Raw genomic sequence first — 24359 nt, 5'->3', positions numbered from 1 at the left:
AGGAGGCAGGCGGGGGCCCGCCACCTGCACGGACGGACGCCATGAGCGCACACCCGCCGGCCTGGTCGTCGCCGCGTTGACCATGGCCGCCGTCGCCCGCGGCGGCGATCTCGCCGGAGTGATCATTCACTGCGACCGGTTGAACCTGTTCAGCGTCGGCGTGGCCTGGTCGACCTGTACTCCCGCCCCAGCGGGCGGGGCGAGCGGTAGTTCAATCTCCACGGTCGTACCTCCGCCCGGTGGGCTGCGCAATGACAGTCCGCCGCCGAGTGCCTCGACTCGGTCCTGCAGGCCGATGATGCCGGTGCCGTGGGTGGGGTCGGCGCCGCCGCGTCCGTTGTCGCGGATGCGGACGCGGAGGGTGGTGTCGTCGGCGTTGACGTCGACATCGACGGTGGAGGCTGCGGCGTGCTTGGCGGCGTTGGTCAGTGCCTCGGAGACGGCGTAGTAGGTGGCGATCTCGATCGGTTCGGGGAACCGTGTGTCGGTGTGCAGGTGGAGGTGGACTGGGACGGGGGAGCGGTGGGCGAGGGTTTTGAGTGCGGGGTGGAGGCCGCCTTCGGCGAGGGTTGCCGGGTGGAGGCCTCGTGCGATCTCGCGCAGTTCGTTCAGGACGCCGGTCAGTTCGTCGGCGATGTCGTCGAGTTGCTGGGCGAGTTCGCCGGCTGTGGGTGGTACCGCTGCGCGGGCGGTGCGTAGTTGCAGGGCGAGGGAGACGAGGCGTTGCTGGGCGCCGTCGTGCAGGTTGCGTTCGATGCGGCGGCGGGTGGTGTCGGCGGTGGCCACGATCCGGGCGCGTGAGGCGGTCAGTGCGGCCTGGGCCTCGGCGTTGGCGATCGCGGTCGCGACCAGCTCGGTGAACCCGGCCAGCCGCGCCTCGGTGTCGGGTGGCAGCGGCTCAGTACGCCTGGATGCCACAACAATCCCGCCCCACAGCCGGCCTTCGACGGTGATGGGCATGCCGACCGCCGAGCGGATCGCAAGGTCGCGGCCAAACTGGGCGGCCGGACCCCACGCGTCGTCGTAGTCATCGATCCGCGCCGGCCGGTGGGTCTGGAACATCAGCGTGTTCAGGTTGCGCCCGCCGAGTGCCAAGCGGAGGCCGACCGGAAGCGGTCGGCCGAGGTCGCTGCTGGTCCAGCTTCCCACGATCGTGGCCGCCCCATCCGCGTCGTACCGGGGCAGGTCGGTGTAGTCGCTGCCCAGCAGCCGCCCGACCTCCTCGGCGACGCGGGCGAAAACCTGCTCCGCGGGGGCTGCCCGGGCCACCAGCGTGGCCACCCGGCGCAGCGCCACTTGCTCGTCAGCGAAGTTGCGGAGCTCGGCGCGCGCCTGTGCGTTGGCGATCGCGGAAGCAATGAGTTCGGTGAACTCGGTCAGCCGCGCCTCGGTGTCGGCCGGCAGCAGCTTGTCACGGGTGAGCGCCACGATCATGACGCCCCACAGCCGTCCCTCGACCGTGATCGGCACGCCCACCGACGAGCGCTCACCGCTCACGTCTGCGGCGTCGGTGTAGTCCATCCGCGCCGGCCGGCCCGTCCGGTACACCTCGGTAGCCACGTTCCGCCTGCCGTGCCGCGACCGATTGGCGGCGGGCGGTGCTGTCGTGTCCGTCCTGGTCCATCTGCCGACAGTGGTGAGCGTGCCCTGCCGGTCGTATCGGATCAGGACTGCGAAGTCGACCTCCAGCAGCCGGCCGACCTCGGCTGTGACCGCGGCGAACACCGCCTCCGGCGCAGCGCCACCGGCGACCAGTGTGGCGACCCGCCGCAGCGCTGCCTGCTCGTCGGTGATCCGCCTGCTGGGCCGGGTAGCCATCCTGTCTCCGTCCCGGCGGGCGTTCCCGCCCAGCGCCCTACCCGCACCGCATTGCGCCCACGTAGAAACGCTACTCGCCGACTGTTATACCCGCCGCAAGAACCTGGGCGTCATCACAACGCCTCAAACGAACGTTGCCTTCCCGCCGCACTCGGCAGTTTCCTTTCCCGCTGCACTCGGCTTGGGCTCGTTCCTCGCACGACCCGAGACCGTCAAGGCCAGGGAGTCCGATCCCTGACCGGGCGGCGCCTGGCCCAGCTCGTGGCCGATCGGCGGCCGCTGCCCACGCTCATCGTCTACGAGCAACTGCTGTGCCACCCCGCGCCGAAGGGACCCACGCCATGACACCCACACGTCATCGAGGACTACTGAGCGACCTTGCGCAGGGCGGCCAGCAGCGCCTCCACCGCCGGCTGCCCTTCGCGGCCCGCCGCCACGAGCACGTCGAGGTGGCGGGCGCCGGGGCCGGGCAGGTCGGTGACGCGCAGTCGGTCGGCGTCCCGGCCGATCCCACGCAGGGCCAGGTCCGGGGTGATCGCCGCACCGTGCCCGGCGGCGACCAGTGCGAACACTGCCGGGTAGTCGACGCAGACGTGGGCCCGGCGCGGGGTGAAGCTGCGCTGCCGGCCGAGCCGCTCCAGCACCTGGCCGGTCGTCGAGGACGGCGGGCCGGCGATCCACGGCCGGTCCGCCAGGTCTCCGTAGTCGTGCACGGGCGGCCAGCCGGCGGGGACGACCACGCGGTACGGATCCTCACGCAGCGGTACCACGCTCACCTGCTGACGACTCTCCAGGCCCAGACTCGCGTCCCGATCGGTGATCGTGAGGTCGAGGACGCCTCGCCGGAGCTCGCGCAACGCCGGCGCGCCCTCCATCTCGGTGATCGAGCAGACGACGCCCGGGTGCTCGCGGGCCAGCCGGTCCATCGCCGGGATGAGCAGGTGGCGGATCGCCGTCGAGAATGCAGCAACCCGTACCTGGCCCGACACTCGGCCGGACGGCGCGGCCAGCTCCCGCTCCGCCGCCTGCTCCGCGACCTGCTGCGCCGCTTTCCGGCTCCGGCGGGCCAGCCGGTACATCGCGACCGCCCCGATGCCGACCCACACCACGTTGAGCACGGCCGAGGGCCAGGCGCCGTGGACGGCGGAGTTCAGCGTCAGGGCGACCGCGCCGGCGATGTTCATCGCCTGGAACGCGACACCGTCGCCGACCAGCCGCTGGGTCGAGACGAGCGCGTATGCCAGGACGAGCGTCGCGGCGCCGGCCCAGCCGACCAGGTTGATGAGGAGCTGCTGATGCACCGGATCCATCGTTGCATGCAGTACACCCAGCGCGTGAGCGGTCTTGGTGAGGATCGGTCGGTGCTGCGAGGTCCGGTCCTTGGCGACGTCCACGCCCCAACTCGGCGCAAGTGACCGCCAACCGGCGATGTGAGTGCACCCCGTTTGCCGGTGCGGGCTCGATTGCGTTGTGTTCCGAATGTGTTCGGACGTTCCGCGATTGACGAGCACAGACGGCTGCGTTTCGGCACGGGCGTGAAGTTGCACAGGCTTTGTGGGCGGTCTGTACTCGGTGTAGCGCGTGGGCCAGCCGAAACACAGCGAACTCCACGAGCATGAAGCGCGGACGGCTTACTGCAGAGCCAGGGTTAAGGGTTCACGGAGGGTCTTCTGAGGGATTTCACTCCGCAGAAGACCCTCCACGAACGTGTGAATGAAGTCTTTGTATTGTCCCTGGCGGTCAGGAAGAAGCCCCTTCAGGGACGCTTTGAGGCAAGGCGTCAAGCACGATGGTCTTCATCTCAACGTAGGACTTCAAGCCCTCCTCGCCGCCCTCCCTGCCGACGCCGGACTGCTTGAATCCACCATGTGCGATACTGAAATCGGGCTTCAGGCCATTCTGCGCGAGACTGCCGACCTTGACCGAAGCCGCGATGCGATACGCCGCGGCAGAGTCATTTGTGAAGACCGCGCCGGCGAGGCCGAATCTCGACTCAGCAAGCAAGCCCTGAAGAGGATCAGTGCCGAGGTGCGGTCGTGGCGGCTGCATCATCGCACACGCCTGATCGAGAAGGACCTCGCCGATTGGATAAACCCGATCGTCCGGGGTTGGATGAACCACTACGGGGCGTTCTATCGATCTGCCCTGTATCCCCTCCTGGAACGCATCAACGCATAGGGCTTGCCCGTGGCCACTGCTCGTCCCGTCGACCGGAATGCTAGCGGACGCTGAAATCTGGTGTCCGCCCACACAGCGCTTCAAAGACCGCAGGACAGGACTTCGTCGGCTCTGGCACGGTCTCGGTGATCGTGCGTGGTCGATGGTGGATCATGCCTGGTGTCCATAGTGGAGCTTCTCGCGGTCTTCTTCCCGCACCTGTCCGGGCTGCGCATCACGAACGTGTCGACGAAGGGCTCGTCGGTGCGGGTGAACGCTGAGACCAGCAGCGTTGCGGCCAGATGCCCGGCCTGCTCGACCCTGTCACGGCGGGTGCACAGCCGGTACGAGCGGCGGCTGCTCGACGCGGTGGTCGCTGGTCGGGAAACCGTGGTGCAGTTGCGGGTACGGCGGTTCTTCTGTGCCCTGGCCGGATGCGTGCGCAGGATCTTCGCCGAGCAGGTCGACGGGCTCACCGTGCGGCACGGCCGCCACAGCACGCTGGCCCGCCGGATGCTCGAGGCCGTGGCTCTGGCACTGGGCGGGCGGGCCGGCGCTCGGCTGACCGACCGGCTCGGGCCGCAGGTGGGCCGGATGACGTTGCTGCGCCTGATCCGCGCTCTGCCCGAGCCGCTCGTACCCTCACCGACGGTGCTGGGCGTCGACGATTTCGCCTGGCGCCGCGGGCACACCTACGGAACGGTGCTGGTCGACATGGCCACCCGTCAGGTGATCGACGTCCTCGACGAGCGCTCCGCAGACGGTCTGGCCGCCTGGCTCAACGAGCATCCCGGTGTTGAGGTGATCTGCCGGGACCGGGCCGGCTGCTACGCCGAAGGCGCCGCCCGCGGCGCGCCCGCCGCCACCCAGGTAGCAGACAGGTGGCATTTGCTGCATAACCTGTCTGACGCGGTGAACAAGGCCGTCACCCATCACCGCCGCTGCCTGCAACCACCGCCCGAGCCACCGGCCCCGGCCGGGGACGCCCCGCTGGGTGAACAGGCGGCCGATGGACTGCGGGTGCAGCGCACCCGGGCCCGGCACGCCGAGGTCCACGCCCTGCGTGAGCAGGGCCTGGGCGTCTACACCATCGCCCGGCGCCTCGGGCTGGATCCCAAGACGGTGCGCCGCTACGCCGACGCCAGCGGCCCCGACGTGCTGCTCGGCCCAAACGGCACAGCCCGCGACAGCATCCTCGACCGGCACAAGAGCTACCTGCAGCAGCGCTGCATGGACGGGGTCACCGGCACCAACGAGCTCCTGACCGAGATCCGGGCTCGTGGCTACCGAGGTAGCGAGCGGACGCTGCGCCGCCACCTGATCAGCATCCGCGGCCGCAACCAACCAGCACCAGTGCCGCCACCGGTCCCACCAGCTCGGGACATCACCGGCTGGATCATGCGCCCGGTCGACAAGCTCACCAACGAACACCACGCCGAACTGGAGCGGCTGTGCGGGCTGTGTCCCGACCTGGCCGCCATCCGGGATCTGGCCCGCGGGTTCACCGACCTGGTCCGCACCCGCGGCGGCAACCGCCTCGCAGCCTGGGTCGAACACGCCGAACACGGCACCATCACGGAGATCCGCTCCTTCGCCGCCGGCCTGCGCAAGGACTGGAACGCCGTCAAGGCCGGTCTGACCATGGTATGGAGCTCCGGCGCCGTCGAAGGCGCCGTGAACCGCATCATTCTGTGGAATCAGAGTTTGTCGATGGATACTGCTGATTCGTTCGGCGCCGGAGTCGGTGGCAGCACGGTCAGGGGCAGTTGCCTGCCGGGCTCGGCACGTAGTTGGTTCGGCGTCGGGCCGGCCGGGGTGGCGACGTCGGCGAGGCGTTGCAGGAGGCGGTCGACGGCGGCTTGGTCGTTGTCGATTGCGGCGCGTTCGTCGTCGGTGAGCGGGATGCCGACCAGCATGCGCTGCAGGCCGGCAGAGCCCTGGGCCGTGCAGGAACTGCTTGACCCAGTCATGGCCGCCGGCCGGCAGGGCGGCGACCAGCGGCGCTATCAGGCCGCGGACGGTGTCCGGGCCACCGGCGCGGGTGAGGGCATCGGCCAGGGTGAGCAGGGCCGCGCAGGGCGCCGCGCGGGGTCGTGGATCGGTTGGGAAGGCTCAGCGTGAAGCTGGCGCTGCTGTAGCGCCTCCACCCCTCAGGGAGGAGCGCCTCCGCGCGTTGCTGTGAGCGCTCATATCCGCATGACCCGGCGGCACCGCGAGGTGCGCCGGGTCGTGGTCGGCGCGCCCGAATGCCCCAGTTTAGACCCTCTCAATCCGTCGTTGACATGACGAGCGTCACATGCCATTGTTCCGAGATCGTAAACGCACATACGTGCGCACACCGCACAACCGTCGGGAGAACCGTTGACAATCATCTGGACCGGCCTCGCCTTCGGGTCGCTCTACACGCTCATCGCGGTCGTGTTCAACATCGGGATGGCGCAGTCGGCTGTGTTCAACTTCGCGGCACCGCAGACGGTGATGATCGGGGCCTTCATCAGCTACGAGCTGGGCGCCTCGCGCGGCGTTCCCGCGGTCTTCGTCCTGGCGACCTGCATCCTCGTCGGCGCCCTGATCGGCGCCCTCGTGGAGGTCGTCGCCATCCGCCCGCTGTCGGTCGGCGGCCACGGTGCCCTGGTCACCACCGTCGGCGCGGCGTTCGTCATCGAGGGCGCTGCCTACGTGATCTGGGGTGAGGACATCCGGCGCCAGGACTTCCTGGCCGGTGAGCGGACCTTCACGCTCCTCGGTGGCCGGGTCGCGACGGTGGACATCGTGGCCATCGTGGCGGCTGTCCTGGTGGTGACGGCCATGCACCTGGTCACCCACCGCACGCGCTGGGGGCTGTACGGCCGGGCCGCGACCTCGGACCGCGAGGTTGCGATGCTGCGCGGCATCAACGTGCCGGCCGGAAAGACCTCGGCGTTCGCGGTCGCCGGCGCCTTGGGCTGCTGTGTCGGCGTGCTGGCCGGTCCGATGGTCTACGTCGGCTTCAGCCTCGGCACGGTGTTGATCATCTACGCCTTCGTGGCGCTGGCGGTCGGTGGCATCGGCAGCTATTGGGGGTGCCTCGCGGGAGGGCTGTCGGTGGGACTGTTCCAAGCCCTGTCCGACCGGTACCTGGGCGGCACCTACACGCTCTCGGCGATCTTCCTAGTCCTCCTCGCGACCCTGCTGGTGCGGCCCACCGGGCTGCTGGGGGTCCAGAAGCTGCGGATGGTCTGACATGGTTGCCACAACGTCGAGCACCAAGAGATCCCGCTTCGAGAACCTCGTGCCCACCGCCGTCCGCAGGGCCTGGCTGGTCCCTCTCGTGCTCTGGATCGGGGCGCTGCTCCTGCCTGCTCTCGGCACCTCCGCCTACTCGCTGCGCCAGATCGCGCTGATCGCGGTCTACGCCCTGGTCGTCTCGGGGCTGAACCTGAGCTTCGGCTATGCCGGCGAGCTCGCGCTCGGCCAGGTCGCGGTAATGGCGGTGGGTGCCTACGCCACCGCCATCGCCGGTGCCCACGGCTACACCGACATCCTCATCGGGCTCGCGGTGGCCGCGGCGGCGGCCGCGGTGATCGGCCTGGTCACGGGAGTGCCCGCGCTGCGTCTGAGCCAGTGGGCCCTCGGGCTGGTCTCCTTCTTCCTCGTCCTGCTGCTGCCCAGCGTGGTAAAGGCGAGCGAGTCCGAGACTGGCGGCCTGATCGGCACGGCCGTTCCCTTCGCGACGTTCCTGGGCCGCCAGCTCGACTCCACCTACGACCTGTACATGCTCGCCCTGATCGTGTGCGGTCTCTGGTTCGTGGTGTTCCGCAACCTGATCGACTCCCGGTACGGACAGGCCCTCCAGACCCTGCACCGCAGCCCGACGCTGACCGAGTCCCTGGGTGTCTCGAGTCGCAACCTTCGCCTGAGCGCCTACGTGATCGGCGCCCTACCCGCCGGCCTCGCCGGCTGCGTGTATGCACACCTGGCCACCTACATCTCGCCGGTCCCCTTCGCCATCGAGCTCGTGATCGCGGTCATCGCCGCCTCCGTCGTGGGCGGGGCGGGCAGCATCTACGGAGCCGTCTTCGGCGCTGCCCTGCTCGTGGTCGGGCCGACCCAGGCCGACGCGTTCCAGTCCTACGCCGTGGTCGTCTACGGCGCCTTCCTGCTACTCGCAGGCACCGTCTTCTCCAAGGGACTCGCGGGCCTGGCACGCAACCTGCTGTCGCACTGGACCACGCCCCCCGCGCCTGCCTCGATCCGCCGGCTCGACGCCACCGAGCTGAGTGTCCCCGGTGGCCGGCTCGTCGCCGAGGGCGTCGCCAAGGCGTTCGGAGGGGTGGCAGCCCTGCGCTCGGCCCGCATCGAGGCCTCACCCGGTCAGATCACCGCGCTGATCGGCAGCAACGGCGCGGGGAAGACGACCCTGCTCAATGTGATCTCCGGTCTCATCCAGCCCGACGAGGGCACGGTGCGCATCGACGACGCGCGCATCGACCGGCTGAGCCCCTCCAAGGTCGCGCGCATGGGCATCGGCCGGTCCTTCCAGACCCCGCTGATCCCCGAGGAGATGACGGCCAAGGAGGTGATCGCCAGCGGCCGCCTCCTCGACGGGCACTGGAACGTCCTCCAGTCTATCGTCCGGCTGCCTGCGTTCCGGCGCGACCGCCGAGAGGCGGACGTGGCGGCCTACGCGCTGCTCGAGCTGGCCGGCCTCCTGGACAAGGCACACCTGAAGGCTCGTGACCTCCCCCTCGGATCGCGTCGGATGCTCGAGGTGCTGCGCTGCGTCGCCGGTTCCCCACGCGTGATCATGCTCGACGAGCCGGCCGCCGGTCTCGACGACGAGGCACTGAGTGCCTTGGGCCGGCTGCTCGAGGACCTGCGCGACGCCGGCGCGACCATCGTGGTGATCGAGCACAACGTCTCCTTCGTGCTGGGGCTGGCCGACTACGCCTTCGCCATGGAGCTGGGACGCACCATCGCCGACGGGACGCCGGACGAGATCCAAAACCACCCCGAGGTGATTGCCAGCTACCTCGGACGCCGCACGGAAGGGACCAACGCCTGATGAGCACAGCGAGCACCCCCGTCGGCAGCCCGGCCGCCGCCACCGGCAGCGAGGCCGCCTCCGCGCTGTCCGCCCAGGGTCTGCAGCTGGCCTACGGCGACATCACCGCAGTCTGGGATGCCTCCCTCACGGTCCGTCCTCACCAGGTGACCGTGCTGCTGGGCCACAACGGGGCCGGCAAGTCCACGCTCCTGTTCGGTCTGTGCGGCCTGGTGTCGGCCAAGAGGGGCTCGATCCGGCTGGGCGAGGCCGACATCACCCGGCTCCCGGCCTGGCGCCGAGCTTCACGGGGGATCGCGCTGGTGCCGGAGGGCAAGCGTGTCTTCCGAGACCTGAGCGTCGAGGAGAACCTCCTCGTCTCGCTGCCGTCGGGACGCCGGGCCCGGGCCGAGCGCCTCGAGGAGACCTACGCGGAGTTTCCCAAGCTCGCGGACATGCGACGCAAGACGGCCGCCGACCTCAGTGGCGGACAGCAGCAGCTGCTGGCTATCGCGCAGGCCGTGGCCGGGCGCCCGGCGGTGCTCCTCGTCGACGAGCCGTCGTCCGGGCTGGCGCCGCAGGTGTTCGAGGAGATCCTCGGCATTCTGCGCAACCTGCGTGATCGCGGCCTGGCCATCCTGCTCGTGGAGCAACAGGTCACCGAGGTGCTCTCCTCGGGTGTCGCCGACCAGGTCGTTGTCATGGAGCGCGGCCACGTGGTTCGGGAAGCGGCAGCCGCCTCGGTCACCGCCGAGTCGCTCCTCTCGGGGATCGGTGGTGGATGAGGAGAGACGCACGTGGCGCCGGATGGCCCGTCACCGAACAGCAACGTCACCCTTTCGACACTCTCAACGAGGAGCAAGATGAACCGTTCCATCACCCGTAAGGCCAGCCTCCTGGGCGCGGCCGTGCTGTTGGCCAGCACCCTGGCCGCCTGCGGCGGCGACGAAGCCGCACGCAGTTCCGACGACCCGTTCCGGGTCCTGACCTTCCTAGGCCTCGGCGCGCCGTTCACCGAGCTCGGCCAGGCCTACCGCGCGGGCGAGCAGGCCGCCGCGGATGTCATCAACGCCGACGGCGGCGTCAACGGCCGCCAGATCGAGGTGACGGCGGCCGACACCGCGTGCGACGCGACCAAGTCGGTCGCGGAGTTCCAGGAGCGGGTCGTCGACTCCGGTAAGACCCCCGACGTGCTGATCCCCGGATGCAGCGGCGAGACCCTGGCGCTGCTTCCCCAGACCACCCAGCGCAAGATTCTCACCGTCAACGCCATCGGCAACGACGAGGTCAACGACGTCAAGAAGTACCCCTACGAGTTCAACGTCTACCCGCGGCCCACCACGTCGATCCACATCATCGTCGAGCACCTCGCCAAGGAGGGCTACAAGCAGATCGCCCACACCGGTGTCAACGACGCCAGCGGCCAGAACTTCTCCAAGACGATCGTGGAGGCGGGCAAGGCCGCCGGCATCACTGTCGACAGCCAGCTCCTGGACCCGACGGCCGTCGACGCCTCGCCGACGCTGCTCAAGCTGCAGTCCTCCGACCCCGATGCGCTGGTCGTGAGCGGGTCCTTCGGCTACGCGCCGATCTTCAAGGCGATCTCGAAGCTCGGCTGGGACCTGCCGATCGTGGCGGACCCCAACATGGCCGCGACCAACTTCGTGGCCGCCGTGGCCCCCGACGTCCTGTCCCGCATGCAGGTGCTGGCCTTCCCCGCCATCGTGCAGGGCTCCGACATGACCAAAACGAAGGCCTGGAAGACGTTCCGCGAGGCGGTCGACAAGCAGGTGGGCGGAAAGAAGATCACCTCGCCCATGCAGCAGTACATCCAGGGATACAACTCGGTCCTCCTGGCGGCCGGGGGATACGAGGGTGCCGACTCGATCGACACCGAGAAGGTTCGCAGGTATCTAGAGTCGGGGGCCCTTCCGGAGCGGTACGCCCAGCTGATCGTGGGCCCGGGCAAGCTGGGCCTGAGCGAGAGCAACCACGCCTTCGACTACACCGGTGACGACCTCATCTACACCTCGGTCTCGGCATTCAACGACGGCATGTTGGTCCCCTAGGTCCCTTCGTGCCGTGCCGTGCCGTGCCATGGGTGCGCCTCGCGCCCACCCATGGCACGCACGCTCGCGCACGCCCACCGCTCGACACACCACACGACATCTTGGAACGGAGCACAGCACGTGAACGCCACCGACGACGGATCCACGACGCATCTGGTCCAGCAGCTGCTGGACCGGGAGGCCATCCGGGAGACCCTCCATCGCTACTGCCGCGGCGTCGATCGCGTCGACGCTGACGCGATCCGCTCGGCCTACTGGCCCGATGCCCACGACACGCACGGCGCCTACACCGGCGGCCCCGAGGGCCTGATCGAGCGCACCCAGGAGATCTACGGCGCCACGGATCACGTGGTCCACACCGTGGCGTCGGTGGGGATCGACCTGCGCGGATCGCAGGCGAACGTGGAGGCCTACTACCTGGCCTGGTTCGGCACGGAGAACGACGACGACGGCGCCCGCGTCCAGACCTTCGTCGCCGGTCGCTACCTCGACCTGTTCGAGAAGCGCGGCGACGAGTGGAGGATCCTGAAGCGCACCTGCGTCTACGACTGGATCCACCGCCTGCCGCTTCCCGAGGGGATGGGCGAGGAGGTCTTCGGCGAACGCCGTCCCTTCGGGCGGCACGCACCCGACGACGAGATCTACCGGCTGGGTTTCGCCTGATGGGCGCAGAGCTCGACGAGCTGGCTGATCGCGTCGACCGGCTCGAGCAGATGGTCTCCCGGTTGACCGACACGCTGGACATCATCCGGCTGTTGGCCTCCTACGGGCCATCCGTCGACAGCGACTCCCACGACCTGGCCGGGGAGATCTGGGTCGAGGACGGCGTCTACGACGTTGACGGCTGGGAGATGGAGGGGCGCGGCGAGATCCGCGAGATGCTGGCCGGCGAGCACCACCAGCCGTATATCGCCACCGGATCGGCCCACCAGGTCTCGATGCCGGTGGTGGACGTGCACGGCGACACGGCCACGGCCCTCGGCTTCATGTCACTGATCCAGCGCACCTCCGACGGGTTCACGATCCGGCGTCAGACCGCCAACCGGTGGGACCTCGTGCGCACGGACAAGGGCTGGCGGGTCAAGCGGCGCACCAACCGGCTCCTCAACGGCTCGGTCGAGGCGCGCGACCTGCTGCGAGCCACCCTGCTCGGCTCGTCGACGATCTCGGGGGCGCTCACCGGCCACCACGAGCCGGGGGGAAGGGGCTATGCCAACGAGCAGGTCGAGTTGTTCGAGCGCTCCGAGGGCGCCGAGGGCAACACCATGCACGGGCTACCCGTGGTGGTGCTGACCACGCGCGGCCGGACGTCGGGCAAGCTGCGCAAGAACCCCCTCATGCGGGTCGAGCACGAGGGACAGTACGTCGTGGTCGCCTCGATGGGAGGCGCCCCGACCCATCCCACATGGTTCGAGAACCTGCAGGCCCATCCGGTCGTCGAACTCCAGGACGGCCCGACCAGACGCGCCTACCGCAGCCACGTGCTGACCGGCGACGAGCGGGCCACGTGGTGGGACCGGGCGGTGGCCGCGTTCCCCCAGTACGCCGAGTACCAGGAGCGCACGACCCGGGAGATCCCCGTCGTTCTCCTCGATCCGGCGTAGGAGGAGTCCGCATGACTGACGCATCCGGACTGAGGATCGGCCTGGCCGCGTCCTGCCAGACGGTCGGTGGCGCCGACCTGGCCGCCGCGGCCGAGCAGGAGGTGCGCCTGATCCGGCGCGCGCGCGACGGCGGCTGGGACTCGGTGTGGGTCTCCCACCACTACGTGACGCCCGCCGTGGCGATGCCGCAGCCCGCGGTGTGGCTTTCGCGGCTGATTCCCGAGACCGGTGACATGCAGCTCGGCACGGGCATCATGCTGCTGCCGCTGCCGCACGCGGTGGACGTGGCCGAGACCTACGGGTCGATCGACGCCCTGTCCGACGGCCGGCTGGTACTCGGCGTGGGCCTGGGCTATCGCAGCGAGGAGTTCGAGGCCTTCGGCCTGCTCCGCAAGGACCGGGTGCGCCTGTTCGAGCAGAACCTGGATACCCTGCTGCGTCTCTGGGGTCCCGACCGCGACTTGCTGACCTCTCCACCGGTACGGCACCCCCGCCCACCCGTGGTGGTCGGGGCGGAGGGGCCACTGGGCATCGCACGTGCGGCGCGGGTCTCCGACGGGTGGCTGGCCAGCCCACGGATGACGCGCGCCGAGCTGGTCGCGGGCATGGAGACCTTCACCGCCACACGTCGCGATGCCGGTCACGAGGCGCCGGGCACGATCATGCTGGGGCGCGAGGTCTACTGCGCGGCCACGTCGGCGCAGGCGCAGTCCGTCGCCGACCGGTTCCTGCGCGACAAGTACGACGTTTACGGACGCTGGTCGGGGCTGGAGACCGACCCCTCCGTCATGCCCGAGAGGGACGAGCGGTTCGCCGTCGGCACGCCCGAGGAGTGTGTGGCCGCGCTCCTGCCCTACGTGCACGCCGGCATCGACCAGCTGGTGCTGCGGACCCACTGGGCCGGCATGAGTGAGCAGCAGGCTGCCGAATCGATCGACCTGTTGAGCGCGGAGGTGTTGCCTGCCCTCAGGGCCGCGGCGCGTGCCGCCGGCCCCGCAGCCGTACCCCGATGAGACCGCCGGCTGCCGTGGCCGGCGAGCCGTGCCACCAGTACCGACGCCTGAAGCCCCGAAACCCCGAACGAGAGGAACACCCTTGAGCAACCGGATCGCCGACCGGCTGGAGATCCACGAGTGCTTGTACCGATACGCCCGAGGCGTGGATCGGCTGGACTACGACGCGATCGTCGATTGCTACTTCGACGACGCTGTGGACGCACACGGGTCCTACGTCGGCTCGGCCGCGGGACTCGTGGAGGACATCCGGAGTCGGCACCAGATCATCGACTCCTCGCAGCACTACATCACCAACGTGATCATCGACTTCGACGGCGAGGATCGCGCGCATGTGGAGTCCTACTGCCTGGCCTTCCTGCGCGAGCAGGCATCCGAGGAGGGGCAGCCCCAGAGCGAGGCGATGTCGCGGTGCCGATACGTCGACCGCTTCGAGCGGCGCGAGGGCCGGTGGGCGATCGCGGACCGCGTCGTGGTCTTCGACGAGTTCCTGACCAACCAGGTGCAGGACCTGCGTCGTGACGAGTGGGTCGTGTCTCGCCGGGACCGCAGCGACCCGGTCTACCTGTGGGGCCGGGATGGGAGCACGCCTCGGCCGTAGCTCCCACATGGGTGGCAGGGAGCGGCGAGTGCCGCTCGCTGCTGTCGCCGCTCGGGGCCCTGGGGTGGACCGGGCTCAGGGGATCAGCGCCAGGTCCGTCTCGATGTCGAGGGCGGTCTTGCGTAGCTCTGCCAGCAGCTCGCCGCCCAGGGTCGACATCGGCACCAGCGAGGTGACTCCGATGGAGATGGCGCATGCCATGTCGCCGTTGCGGTCGTGCACGGGCACGGCCACGGTACGCAGGTTGCGCTCGAGCTCCTGGTCGACCAGCGAGAAGCCCTCGGCCGCGACCCGCGCGATCTCGGCACGCAGCTTCTTCTCCGAGGTGACGGTCTCGGGGGTCCTCGCCACGAGGTCGACCTCCTCGAAGTAGGCATCGAGCTCGGCGGGGGACAGGCTGGCGAGCCACACGCGTCCCGGAGGGCTGCAGTACGCCGGCACCCTCGTGCCGATCGAGACCAGCACGGCGACCAGCCGCTTGGCCTGGACACCGGAGACGTACACGATCTCGTGACCATCGAGCACGAACGCCATCGACGTCTCGCCCGTGTGGTGCGTGAGGGACTCCAGGTGGGGCTGGATCACGTCGACGTGGGCCATCGAGTCGAGGTAGGGCCGCGCCAGCTCGAGCACCCGGGGGCGCAGGTAGAAGCGGGCCCCGTCGACGCCCAGATAGCCCAGCGAGACCAGCGTGTACAGGAAGCGGCGGGCCGCGGCTCGGTCGATCCCGACCGCTCGGGCGACGTCGGACGTCGTCAGGCGGGTGGCGTCGTCACCGAAGCAGCGCAGTACGGCGAGGCCTCGGTCGAGGGCCTGGACGTAGGGGGTGTTCTCGGGACTGATTGCCATGCCGCTCCTTGGGGTGAGGTCAGCGCGCTCATTGTGTCAGAGCGGCAACGGGGCGCCGGTGGCCCCTCGCGGTCGGCAGAGAGATGAGGGCCGGGGATCTGTTGACCGGCGCCGAGTGGCATTGTCATGCTGCGTGCGAGTAACGCATAAGTGCGCGCACAACGCACAAGATTCAAGGGAGATGAGATGAGCAACGCGACGACCTGGCGTTCTGGCTGGGACGTGGACAACCCCCTCGGGATCGAGACGGGAGCAGTCGCCAAGGACGAGGGCACGTGGGAGCCGCTCGCCGGGACCGGGCTGGAGAGTCGTGACCTCGGCCTGGAGGCGAACACCGGCGGTGGTCTGCTGGGTCGTCACGTGCGCTCGGCGGGCAACGGGGAGGACGCCGCCACGGACTGGCAGTTCACCGACACCGACTTCCACTGGTTCTTCGTGCTGGAGGGCGAGATCACGATCGCCACCGAGGACGACGAGAAGGTCACCTTGGGCAAGTGGGCCTCGGCCTACCACCCGCCGTACTGGCGGCACCGCGTCCTGTCGGTCTCGCCGGACTACCAGGCGCTCGAGGTCATCGGCCCCAGCGCGTACGAGACCACCGTCGGCGAGGACGCCCCGAAGCCGGAGCGCGCCGCGGAGTTCGCCCATCTCAAGGGCGTCTACACCCTCGACACCGAGGACCAGTACGCCCGCGGCGACGGCCCACGGGCCTGGTCGCTGTACCGCGACCTGGGTACCCGGATCCCGACCGACGGGCGGATCCACATCCACATCATCAAGCTGGACGAGGAGAGGCCCTCGCCCAAGGGCGGCACGGGTGACCACACGCACTCGATGGCCCAGTTCTTCTACCCGATCCAGGGCTGGATCGACATCTCGACCGAGGGGCAGGAGAACCGTCGCTACTATGCCGGCGACTTCGTGATGCTCCAGCGCGGGACGATACACAACGCCTACGACGCCTCTCCCGACTACGCCACGATCGAGCTGTGCGTGCCGGCCGACTACACGACGGTGGCCCAGTGATCCTGGCGTCCCTGGCCGCGGGAGGACCTGACGGCACCCTCGTGGTGGTCAGCCGCGACCGGCAGCGCATGGCGTTGCCCGAGCCGGGGCCGCGAACGCCGCAGGAGGCGCTCGACGACTGGGCGGCGCACTCCGAGGGTCTGCGCAGAACGTTCCAGACCCTGGAGGATTCCTCCGTCGGTAGCCCCATCGCGGGCGCCACGTTCGCGGCTCCGCTGCCTCGTGCCTTCCACTGGGCAGAGGGCAGCTGCTACCTCCCGCACATGGAGCGGATCCGGGGAGGGCGGGGAGAGGCGCTGCCCCGTCGGCACCAGGAGCTGCCGATCACTTATCAGAGCGGCTCCGCGCCCAACTGGCCGCCCGTGTCCGCGGTCGAGCTTCCCGACGTGTCGTGGGAGCTCGACTTCGAGGCCACGGTGTTCGTGATGACCGACGCGGTCGAGATCGGTGCCGGCGCGGACGCCTCGGACCGGATCCGCCTGGTCGGGATCACCAACGACACGGCGCATGCCTGACCATGCAGTACGACGGCAACCTGGTGCTGTACAAGTGCATCTGGCAGAACCGGGGCATGTGCGATGAGGCGTACACCTCCGGCTGACCGGTGCTATGGGCGACGAACAAGTTCGACCCCTGGACCGAACCGCACTACTTCGCCAAGTTCCAGGACGACGGCAACTTCGTCCAGTACATGCCGGGCCCGACGTCCCTCCCGCTGTGGGCGTCGAACACCGAGGACCACCGAGGGTGGCGCCTGGTGGTCCAGGACGACGGCAACATGGTGATCTACAACCATGACGGCAAGGCCATCTGGGAGACGAACACTCCCTGGCGGCCCAACACCTGATCGACGGCTCGGCGTCGGCCTGCCAGGTGCCGACCGGACGGGCTCCGGTTCCGCGCCGGCAGGCGACGTCGAGTCCGGCTCCGATGCGGAGCAGAATGCAGCAGGTGCTGACCGTCGAGACGATCACCGATCCCGAGGACGAGCGGATCGGCGACTACCGCGCGCTCACCGACGTGGAGCTGCGCACCCGCTGGGCGCCGCCCAACCAGGGGCTATTGCGTTCTCCGTAGTGCTGGTCACGTCGTTGATCAAGTCGCGGGGACGGCGGTTGGCGGGTCTGGTGGCACGGGCGATGTCGGGTTCGCCGCTGCTGCGGTGGTATCCGATGGCGATGCTGCGCAGCACGGCGGCCACCGCGGGAACCGTTGCCAGCGCAGGCCTGGTGGGCGTCCCTGCGACGGTCGCATCCCGCTTGGCAAGAGTTCGTTCGACGTCCAGCCGGGCGGCTGTATCCGTTGACATGGTTCCGCCCGGCATGCGCTCACATGCCGGGCGGAACACTCGATGAGGTGGAAGGTCTACGAGGCCAGGTCGACGAAGGCGTGCGCGACCGTTGCGCCCGATGCGTCGGTCAGTCGCAGGTCAACGCGCGCCGTCGTAGTCGTCGCGAGCAACTCCGTGATACACCCCATAAAACAGGAGTCTGGGACTCCTCTTTAGGTAGGGTTCGCTTGTGCGCCTCAACCGCTCCACGGACATCAGCCTGCGCATCCTGATGCTGGGTGCCGCTCGCGAGGGCCTGCTCACCATCGACGAGCTGGCCGACGCGGTCGCCGTGCCGCGGCACCATCTGGCCAAGGTCGTGCAGCGCCTGCAGCACCTCGGGCTGCTGGAGACTGTCCGCGGACGCAGCGGCGGGGTGCGCCTGGCCACCGCGGCCCGAACGGCGTCCGTCGGCGGGCTGGTGCGTGAGCTCGAGGGCGAGACGGAGGTCGTCGAGTGCACCGGCGACCCGGCGTGTCCCCTGAGCCAGGGCTGCCGGCTGCGCGGAGCGCTGGGGCGCGCGCAGGAGGCCTTCTACGCCACCCTCGACCCGATCACGATCGATGACCTCACCGCGCCACCCGTGCGGCAGGTGCTGTTGAGCCTGGGCCGCTCCTGATCGCGCGACCCATTCCCCTCATCTGGAGAACAACCATGCTGTCAGCCACGAACTCCCCGGTCGTCGAGGCGACCCTCCCGGTCGTCGCCGACCACCTCGACGCCATATCGGACGTCTTCTACGACACGATGCTGGACGAGAACCCCGACCTGCTCAACCTGTTCAGTCGCAGCGCGCAGGCCACCGGCCAGCAGCGGCAGGCGCTGGCCGGCGCGGTGGCGGCCTTCGCGGCGCACCTGGTCGGCGCAGGCCCGGACGCCGTGACGTTCGAGCACCTGGTGAACCGGATCGCGCACCGGCACTGTGCGCTGGGCATCCGCCCCGAGCAGTACACCGTTGTCGGCCGATACCTGCTCGCAGCGGTCGGTACCGTGCTCGGCGACGCTGTGACCCCGCAGATCGCGGCCGCCTGGGACGAGGTCTACTGGCTGTTCGCCACCCGGCTGATCGGGCGCGAGACGCGCATCTACGCCGAGGCCGGGACGGACGGCGAAAACCCCTGGCGCGAGTACGTCATCGACAGCAAGACCGCGGAGGCGGACGACACCGTCTCGTTCGTCCTCACACCGGCCGACGGCCGCCCGGCCCCCCGGTTCCTGCCCGGGCAGTACGTCACCGTCGCCGCGGACCTGCACGACGGCACGCGCCAGCTCCGGCAGTACTCGCTGTCGCAGGCCGCCGACGACCAGACCTTGCGCATCACTGTGCGGCGCGTGCGCGGCAACGGCGGGGCGCCGGACGGGGTCGTCTCCAGCTTCCTGCACGACCACACGGCCCCCGGCGACCGGCTGCGGCTGAGCCAGCCGTACGGCGATCTCGCCCTGACTCCCGGCGACACGCCGCTGCTGCTGGTCAGTGGCGGGGTCGGCGTCACGCCGATGGCCGCCATCGTGGACCACGTGGCCCGCACCCAGCCGGCCCGGCACGTCACCGTCGTACACGCCGACCGCAGCCTCGACCGGCACCCGCTACGCGCCCACATGCACGCCAGCGGCGCACGGCTGGACTCCTTCGACTACCTCGTCTGGTACGAGCAGCCGACCCCGGACGCGTTCACCGGTCTGGTCGACGTGGACGCCATCCCGGTGCGCCCCGGCGCCGAGGTGTACCTGTGCGGCCCGGTCCCGTTCATGCAGGCAGTCCGCGCGGGTCTGCGTCGCCGCGGCGTCCCCGACGAGCGGATCCGCTACGAGGTGTTCGGCTCCGAGCAGTGGCGTCCAGCCCCGGCGCTGGCCCGCTGAAGTCTCCGGCCGGCGGCGGCGCGTGCGAGCCCGGCACCAGCGGACGCCGCCGGCGTCGCATCGGCGTCCGCAACCGACCAGAAACGGAAGACCAACCAATGCAGAAGCTTTCTCTTGACGCCCGGGTACGCGAGCACCTGGAACGCGCAGCCGCATCCTCCACCGGCCGCAGCGCCGAGACCCTCTACGGCGGCCACGAACACGCCCTGCGGCAGACCCTCATCGCACTGCGTGCAGGCACGTCCCTGGCCGAGCACGAGAACCCCGGCGAGGCGACGCTGCTGGTACTGCGCGGGCGCGTACGGCTGCACAGCGGCGAGACCTCATGGGAGGGCAGAGCCGGGGATCTGCTCATCGTGCCGCCCGCCCGGCACAGCCTGGAAGCCGTCGAAGACGCCGCCGCGCTGCTGACCGTCGCCAAGACTCCCTGACGCCGGTTCGCCAAGTACACGCAACTCCCGCCGGCCTGAGCGGGCAGGGCACTCGTGGCGGTGGCTCAGCCTGCGACGGCCGACGGGTGGAGCGTCCAAGTGCCCTTCGAGCGGCGTTTCGATGCGTACAACGCGGCGTCGGCGTGCGCGAGGAGCACATCGGTGGACGTGCCGTGTTCGGGGGCCAGAGCGATGCCGACGCTCACGCCGACCCGGGCCGTCGTCGCGTTGCCGAGGTGGTAGGGCAGACTGCAGGACTCGATGAGCCGTTCGGCGGTGTGGACGGCGACCTCGCCGTCGGCGCCCGATACCAGGACCACGAACTCGTCCCCGCCGATCCGGCAGACCAGGTCCTGCCCTCGTACGGCCCGGCGCAGGCGGATGGCCACGCTCTTGAGGAGCCGGTCGCCGACGGCGTGTCCGTGCCGGTCGTTGATCGGCTTGAACCCGTCCAGATCGAGGCACAGTACGGCGAAGCCGTCCTGCCGGCGGTCGTGGACCAGGTCGCGGGCCAGAGCATCGAGCAGAGCGGCTGTGCGTTCCCGCAGCAGCAGGCGGTTGGCGAGACCGGTCAGCGGGTCGTGCATGGAGAGGCGGAAGTTCTCCTGCTGCGCCACGAACGCGTTCATCAGGATCGTGTGATTCTGCAGGACGAGGAGATGGAAGGCGACCGGCGCGGCCGGGACCAGGACGGCCACCGCACGCAGTTGCGGTACGCCGAGAAATCCCACCGTCTGTGCCGCGCCCATCAGGTACAGCAGCGGCGCGGCCAGGCGGGGGAACGCGGCGTATCGAGAGGCGACGTAGCCCATGAACCCGATCGGCAGGATGCTCCCCAGAACCAGCAGACGCGGGTCGCCGGCGCGCAACTCGCCGACGATGCCGGCGGCCATGACGACGAACCACGTGACGTTCACCAGCACGAGGCTTCGGTGGGGCGGGTGCCCGCGTCCGGATGCCGCCCGGCGGTGCTGCAGCGTCAGCCACATCCGGCCGGCCTGGACCGCGCCGTCCGCCACGATCCACGCCAATGCCCAGGCACGTCCGGTGATCAGCAGCGCGAACCAGCCGACCACCTGACTCCACAACACAGTGGCGATCGCGAGGAACCACGTGTCGGGCAGTGTCGCCTGCCGTGCCGCGCGGATCTCGTGGGCGTTGCGTGCGGTCGTCCGCGCGAACGTCCGCGGCTGTGCCACGCCGCCACCCGCCCAGCGTTGCGACCCCGACGAACGACCCATGGTCTGGTCATCGGCATTGATGAGCCGGACATGAGCGAAGCCACCGGCGGGCACGCTCGCGCAAGAGCCGGACAAAGGCCCCGATGGGGGCGAGCCGGGGGAGAGTGCGACAAACGGGCCGCCTGTACCGGGCGGACGTGAGCGATGGCCGGGGCAAGGCTCACGCCGGCGGATCGGTGCGGCGACGGCGGGTGACGACGACGAGGACCAGCACACCGGCGACGACCAGCAGCGCCACGGTCATGAGCGCGATCGCGGTCACGGTGCCGGCGGTGTTGTCGTCCGCGGCGACCGGCGTCGGGCTCCCGGCGCCGGGCCCGGTGGTGCCTGGCTCCGCGGCCGCCTTGCTGATGGGGGTGCCGGGCGCGGAACTGCTCGCCGCGGCGGCTGGGCGCAACATCAGGACCGGTGCCGGGTGCTCCGGCTCCGGGTTGCCCGGCTCCGGCAGGTCGATCCAGCGGGCGACGCTGCCGTCGCTGTACGTCTCCAGGGTCTTGAACGCCAGCGCGTGGGCCGTGGCCGGCAGCCGGGCGACGCGGATCGTGTGCACGGCGTCGGTGCGCGGGCGCAGGGCCGGGCCGGAGATGGTGTAGCCGTCCGTCCCGGCGCTGAACGTCCAGGCCGCCGGGGCAGTGACCAACTGCACGTCGCCGATCTCGATTCCGGCCGGGAGTACAACCCGCTCGGCGCTGATGCCGGCCCGTGAGGACTCGCCCTCGCCGGTGAACGTGATGGTCACGTCGCGGGCGCCGGCCTGCGGGTTGTCCGCGCTGACCTGCACGTGTGCGGCGGCGGGCGCGGCCGGCAGCAGGGTGGCCGTCAGGCCGGCCGCGATCGCGGCACCGTACGCGGTCAGGCGGCGCAGGCTACCGTTCGCCATGACGGCACTCCTCATGTTTGCGGCCCCGCAGCTGTGGTCGGTGCGGGATTGAGCCGCCGGTACCGTACTACTACCTTCATTCGAAGCCGAACGGAGGACGCCTTCCGGCCAGTCGGGCCGGCGGTAACCGGTGATGGGACGGCCGTCGAGTTCGGCCATGCGCACGTGGTCGCCGGTGGTCGGGGCGTGGACCATCCAGGTGCCGACGCAGGTGCCCATGTGGGGACACGGACGCCAAGACGACAGCGGGTGGCACGTTTTCGGGAGTCAACACTACTAAGTGGCCTAGTAGTGTTCTCCTCATCGGAGCCATTCCCTTGATGTGAAAGGACCACCCTGATGAGCGAGTACGGCGAGTTCGACGGCGGGCACGAGTCGGGCGGTGTGGAGTACGGTCAGTTCGAGATGGGTCAGGAGTCGGGTGCGCTGGACCAGCTGCACCAGGCTTCGGGCAGCGAGCAGGACTTCGACTCGCAGTTCGGTGTGTACGGCGAGGACCACAGCTCCGCCGAGTCCACGGACTTCCAGACGGGTCGGCACGTGGAGTACGAGGGTGCCGACGGCACTCGGTTCGAGTCGACGGACTACACGAACTACTCCAACGACTCGGAGTCGTCGGACTCGACGTTCGCCGCCGAGGGCAGCGAGTCGGCACACAGTGCGGACTTCTCGCAGCTGGACGCGCTGCAGGCGCGGTTCGACAGTGCGTTCGCCGAAGGGACGCAGCTGAGCACGGGTCACGGCGACGCCGGCCTGTCCATCGCCTCCAACTGACGCCAGCGCAGCCCCTCGGGGGCCGGTCCGCTGTGCCGGATCGGCCCCCGACCGCTGTCCCGCCATTCGAACGTGACTACTAGGAGACTTAGTAGTAAGGTCTCCATGGGTCGTGCCGGACCTGACCAATCCCCTTGGGCGCTGTTCCGGCACGGCCCTTCGCGTCTGTGGCGCACTCCTCATCCCGTTGCCCGGCGTCGCCCTCTCCCGCCGGGTTGTGATGGGGGAGTACGGTGGTGATACATGCGTAGTTGCGCATAAGTCAGGAACGGGGCGGCCGGTCAACGGTGCGCCCGATCTCGCGCCCGCCCCTCCGGCAGGCGCTCCCGAGCAGGAGGGGCCGCTTGTCATGAGCAGCAGCGATGCCGAGCGTCACGAGCCGGACGACCATCACCGGTCGCACCGCCACGGCGAGCACGCGAGCGCCGTCCTGCCGTCCGCCGCCGACGACGCGGATCGCGACCACGCCGAGGGGCACGAGCACGATGATGCCCACGAGCATGAGCAGGGAGGTCATGGGCACGCCGGGCACGGCCACGGCGTTTCCGCCGACGCCGACCGCCGCTGGCTCGCGCTCGCCCTGAGCCTCATCGGCGTCTTCATGGCCGGCGAAGTCGTCGTCGGGTTGATCGCCCGGTCGCTCGCCCTGCTGTCCGACGCCGCGCACATGCTGACCGACGCGGGCGCCATCGCTCTCGCGCTGGTGGCCATGCGGCTCGCGGCCCGGCCGCCCAAAGGTGGGTACACCTTCGGCCTGAAGCGCGCCGAGATCCTCTCGGCGCAGGCCAACGGTCTCACGATGATCATCCTCGGCGTCTGGCTCGGCATCGAGGCGATCGAGCGGCTCATCAATCCGCCGGAGGTGACCGGCGGACTCGTGCTCGTCACCGCGCTGGCCGGGATCGTGGTCAACCTCGCGGCGGCGTGGGCGATGTCACGGGCGAACCGGTCCAGTCTCAACGTCGAAGGGGCGTTCCAGCACGTCCTCAACGACCTGTTCGCGTTCATCGCGACCGCCGTCGCCGGCGTCATCATGGTGCTGACCGGTTTCGCCCGGGCCGACCCCATCGCCACGCTCGTCGTGGTGGTACTGATGTTCAAGGCCGGGATCGAGCTCATCCGCGCATCCGGGCGGATCTTCCTCGAGGCGGCCCCGACCGGCATCGACCCGCCCGCCCTCGGCGCACGGCTGGCCGGGGTGCCCGACGTGGTCGAGGTCCACGACCTGCACGTGTGGGAGATCACCTCCGGCGAGCCGGCCCTGTCCGCACACGTGCTCGTCGCCGAGGGCCGCGACTGCCACGCCGTGCGCGCCGTGATCGAGGCGATGCTGCGCCGGGAGTACCGCATCACGCACAGCACCCTGCAGGTCGACCACGCCGGCACTGATCCCACTGTGTCCACCGGCCACGAGGTGAGCCTCGACCGCCCGGACCCGCACTGCGAAGACTCGCACGGCGCCTCGTACTGGCCGCCGAGTGCGTCGGCGCCGGCGTCCTGACCGCAGGCGCATGGGTGCGGGCCCCAGAGCGACCACGGGGCCCGCACCGCGTCGGCCGGAGCGCAGTTCCCACACCAGGGGCCAGCCGCACGGCAACTCTACTGTTTGGATTAGTAGATAGCGAACGGTTCGCGGCCGGCCCGGGCTCAGCCTCGACGACGCTGCGGCCGACGGGGCTTGAG

24 protein-coding genes and 1 pseudogene are annotated in these 24359 nt (G+C 69.8%); 19 read left to right on the top strand and 6 right to left on the bottom strand.

The window, feature by feature from the left end:
• Window positions 1-126 precede the first annotated feature (126 nt).
• The 3 genes from ACQPY0_RS33740 to ACQPY0_RS33730 form a co-directional block, all read right to left on the bottom strand.
• Window positions 127-1818, bottom strand: a complete 1692-nt coding sequence (locus ACQPY0_RS33740; protein WP_432969691.1) for a sensor histidine kinase — start codon at window positions 1816-1818, stop codon at window positions 127-129.
• Window positions 1819-2183: 365 nt separating this feature from the next.
• Entirely contained in the window at window positions 2184-3119 is a 936-nt protein-coding gene (locus ACQPY0_RS33735) for a LysR substrate-binding domain-containing protein (protein ID WP_432969688.1), read from the bottom strand.
• A gap of 439 nt (window positions 3120-3558) precedes the next feature.
• Window positions 3559-3867 carry an aldehyde dehydrogenase family protein gene (locus tag ACQPY0_RS33730; protein ID WP_432995488.1) on the bottom strand — a complete coding sequence of 103 codons (309 nt, stop codon included), beginning with the start codon at window positions 3865-3867 and terminating at the stop codon, window positions 3559-3561.
• Here ACQPY0_RS33730 and ACQPY0_RS33725 point away from each other — a divergent pair.
• The 10 genes from ACQPY0_RS33725 (at window position 3847) to ACQPY0_RS33680 (ending at window position 14285) form a co-directional block, all read left to right on the top strand.
• A complete protein-coding gene (locus ACQPY0_RS33725) occupies window positions 3847-3996 on the top strand; it encodes a group II intron maturase-specific domain-containing protein (RefSeq protein ID WP_432969685.1) in 150 nt (49 codons plus the stop codon). The two genes, ACQPY0_RS33730 and ACQPY0_RS33725, sit on opposite strands and share 21 nt — an antisense overlap.
• Window positions 3997-4155: 159 nt before the next feature.
• A complete protein-coding gene (locus ACQPY0_RS33720) occupies window positions 4156-6096 on the top strand; it encodes an ISL3 family transposase (RefSeq protein ID WP_432969682.1) in 1941 nt (646 codons plus the stop codon).
• Between the two features lie 240 nt (window positions 6097-6336).
• Window positions 6337-7197 carry a branched-chain amino acid ABC transporter permease gene (locus ACQPY0_RS33715; RefSeq protein WP_432969679.1) on the top strand — a complete coding sequence of 287 codons (861 nt, stop codon included), beginning with the start codon at window positions 6337-6339 and terminating at the stop codon, window positions 7195-7197.
• 1 nt (window position 7198) lies between these two features.
• Window positions 7199-9019 (top strand): branched-chain amino acid ABC transporter ATP-binding protein/permease, encoded by a 1821-nt coding sequence (locus tag ACQPY0_RS33710; protein WP_432969676.1) that lies wholly within the window; start codon window positions 7199-7201, stop codon window positions 9017-9019.
• A complete protein-coding gene (locus ACQPY0_RS33705; protein ID WP_432969673.1) occupies window positions 9019-9783 on the top strand; it encodes an ABC transporter ATP-binding protein in 765 nt (254 codons plus the stop codon). The genes ACQPY0_RS33710 and ACQPY0_RS33705 overlap by 1 nt, the downstream gene beginning before the upstream one ends.
• Before the next feature lie 78 nt (window positions 9784-9861).
• Complete coding sequence (locus ACQPY0_RS33700; protein ID WP_432969670.1) at window positions 9862-11067, top strand: ABC transporter substrate-binding protein; 1206 nt, start codon at window positions 9862-9864, stop codon at window positions 11065-11067.
• 120 nt (window positions 11068-11187) lie between these two features.
• The gene (locus ACQPY0_RS33695) at window positions 11188-11730 is read left to right on the top strand and encodes a nuclear transport factor 2 family protein (protein WP_238012144.1); all 543 of its coding nucleotides are present in this window, start codon (window positions 11188-11190) and stop codon (window positions 11728-11730) included.
• Window positions 11730-12671 carry a nitroreductase/quinone reductase family protein gene (locus ACQPY0_RS33690; RefSeq protein ID WP_238012143.1) on the top strand — a complete coding sequence of 314 codons (942 nt, stop codon included), beginning with the start codon at window positions 11730-11732 and terminating at the stop codon, window positions 12669-12671. The genes ACQPY0_RS33695 and ACQPY0_RS33690 overlap by 1 nt, the downstream gene beginning before the upstream one ends.
• Before the next feature lie 11 nt (window positions 12672-12682).
• Window positions 12683-13684, top strand: a complete 1002-nt coding sequence (locus ACQPY0_RS33685) for an LLM class flavin-dependent oxidoreductase (RefSeq protein WP_432969665.1) — start codon at window positions 12683-12685, stop codon at window positions 13682-13684.
• Window positions 13685-13766: 82 nt separating this feature from the next.
• Window positions 13767-14285: a nuclear transport factor 2 family protein gene (locus ACQPY0_RS33680; RefSeq protein WP_432969662.1), complete on the top strand. Its 519-nt coding sequence runs from the start codon at window positions 13767-13769 to the stop codon at window positions 14283-14285.
• 75 nt (window positions 14286-14360) lie between these two features.
• On the opposite strand, the gene ACQPY0_RS33675 is transcribed toward ACQPY0_RS33680, so the two are convergent.
• Window positions 14361-15134, bottom strand: a complete 774-nt coding sequence (locus ACQPY0_RS33675) for an IclR family transcriptional regulator domain-containing protein (RefSeq protein ID WP_432969659.1) — start codon at window positions 15132-15134, stop codon at window positions 14361-14363.
• Window positions 15135-15320: 186 nt separating this feature from the next.
• Between ACQPY0_RS33675 and ACQPY0_RS33670 the strand changes: the two genes are divergently transcribed.
• The 7 genes and pseudogenes from ACQPY0_RS33670 (at window position 15321) to ACQPY0_RS33640 (ending at window position 19781) form a co-directional block, all read left to right on the top strand.
• Window positions 15321-16160, top strand: a complete 840-nt coding sequence (locus ACQPY0_RS33670; RefSeq protein WP_432969656.1) for a hypothetical protein — start codon at window positions 15321-15323, stop codon at window positions 16158-16160.
• Window positions 16157-16675 carry a hypothetical protein gene (locus tag ACQPY0_RS33665; protein ID WP_432969653.1) on the top strand — a complete coding sequence of 173 codons (519 nt, stop codon included), beginning with the start codon at window positions 16157-16159 and terminating at the stop codon, window positions 16673-16675. The genes ACQPY0_RS33670 and ACQPY0_RS33665 overlap by 4 nt, the downstream gene beginning before the upstream one ends.
• A gap of 89 nt (window positions 16676-16764) precedes the next feature.
• Window positions 16765-17007, top strand: a complete 243-nt coding sequence (locus tag ACQPY0_RS33660) for a hypothetical protein (protein ID WP_432969650.1) — start codon at window positions 16765-16767, stop codon at window positions 17005-17007.
• A gap of 83 nt (window positions 17008-17090) precedes the next feature.
• Window positions 17091-17213: pseudogene (locus tag ACQPY0_RS33655) on the top strand (TrmH family RNA methyltransferase); the annotation flags it as partial.
• Between the two features lie 467 nt (window positions 17214-17680).
• Window positions 17681-18109, top strand: a complete 429-nt coding sequence (locus ACQPY0_RS33650; protein WP_432969647.1) for an RrF2 family transcriptional regulator — start codon at window positions 17681-17683, stop codon at window positions 18107-18109.
• Window positions 18110-18144: 35 nt separating this feature from the next.
• Entirely contained in the window at window positions 18145-19350 is a 1206-nt protein-coding gene (locus ACQPY0_RS33645) for a globin domain-containing protein (RefSeq protein ID WP_432969645.1), read from the top strand.
• Between the two features lie 98 nt (window positions 19351-19448).
• Window positions 19449-19781: a cupin domain-containing protein gene (locus ACQPY0_RS33640; protein ID WP_432969642.1), complete on the top strand. Its 333-nt coding sequence runs from the start codon at window positions 19449-19451 to the stop codon at window positions 19779-19781.
• 65 nt (window positions 19782-19846) lie between these two features.
• On the opposite strand, the gene ACQPY0_RS33635 is transcribed toward ACQPY0_RS33640, so the two are convergent.
• Window positions 19847-20980: a diguanylate cyclase gene (locus tag ACQPY0_RS33635; RefSeq protein ID WP_432969639.1), complete on the bottom strand. Its 1134-nt coding sequence runs from the start codon at window positions 20978-20980 to the stop codon at window positions 19847-19849.
• A 202-nt stretch (window positions 20981-21182) separates the two neighbouring features.
• The gene (locus ACQPY0_RS33630) at window positions 21183-21902 is read right to left on the bottom strand and encodes a DUF1775 domain-containing protein (protein WP_432969636.1); all 720 of its coding nucleotides are present in this window, start codon (window positions 21900-21902) and stop codon (window positions 21183-21185) included.
• A 339-nt stretch (window positions 21903-22241) separates the two neighbouring features.
• Here ACQPY0_RS33630 and ACQPY0_RS33625 point away from each other — a divergent pair, with 339 nt between their 5' ends.
• Both ACQPY0_RS33625 and ACQPY0_RS33620 read left to right on the top strand, forming a co-directional pair.
• The gene (locus ACQPY0_RS33625) at window positions 22242-22676 is read left to right on the top strand and encodes a hypothetical protein (RefSeq protein WP_432969633.1); all 435 of its coding nucleotides are present in this window, start codon (window positions 22242-22244) and stop codon (window positions 22674-22676) included.
• A gap of 349 nt (window positions 22677-23025) precedes the next feature.
• A complete protein-coding gene (locus tag ACQPY0_RS33620; protein ID WP_432969630.1) occupies window positions 23026-24177 on the top strand; it encodes a cation diffusion facilitator family transporter in 1152 nt (383 codons plus the stop codon).
• Window positions 24178-24359 lie beyond the last annotated feature (182 nt).

The sequence above is a fragment of the Dactylosporangium sp. CA-233914 genome (assembly GCF_050942935.1).
Taxonomy (GTDB): domain Bacteria; phylum Actinomycetota; class Actinomycetes; order Mycobacteriales; family Micromonosporaceae; genus Dactylosporangium.
This window is presented reverse-complemented; position numbering and strand designations above follow the sequence as displayed.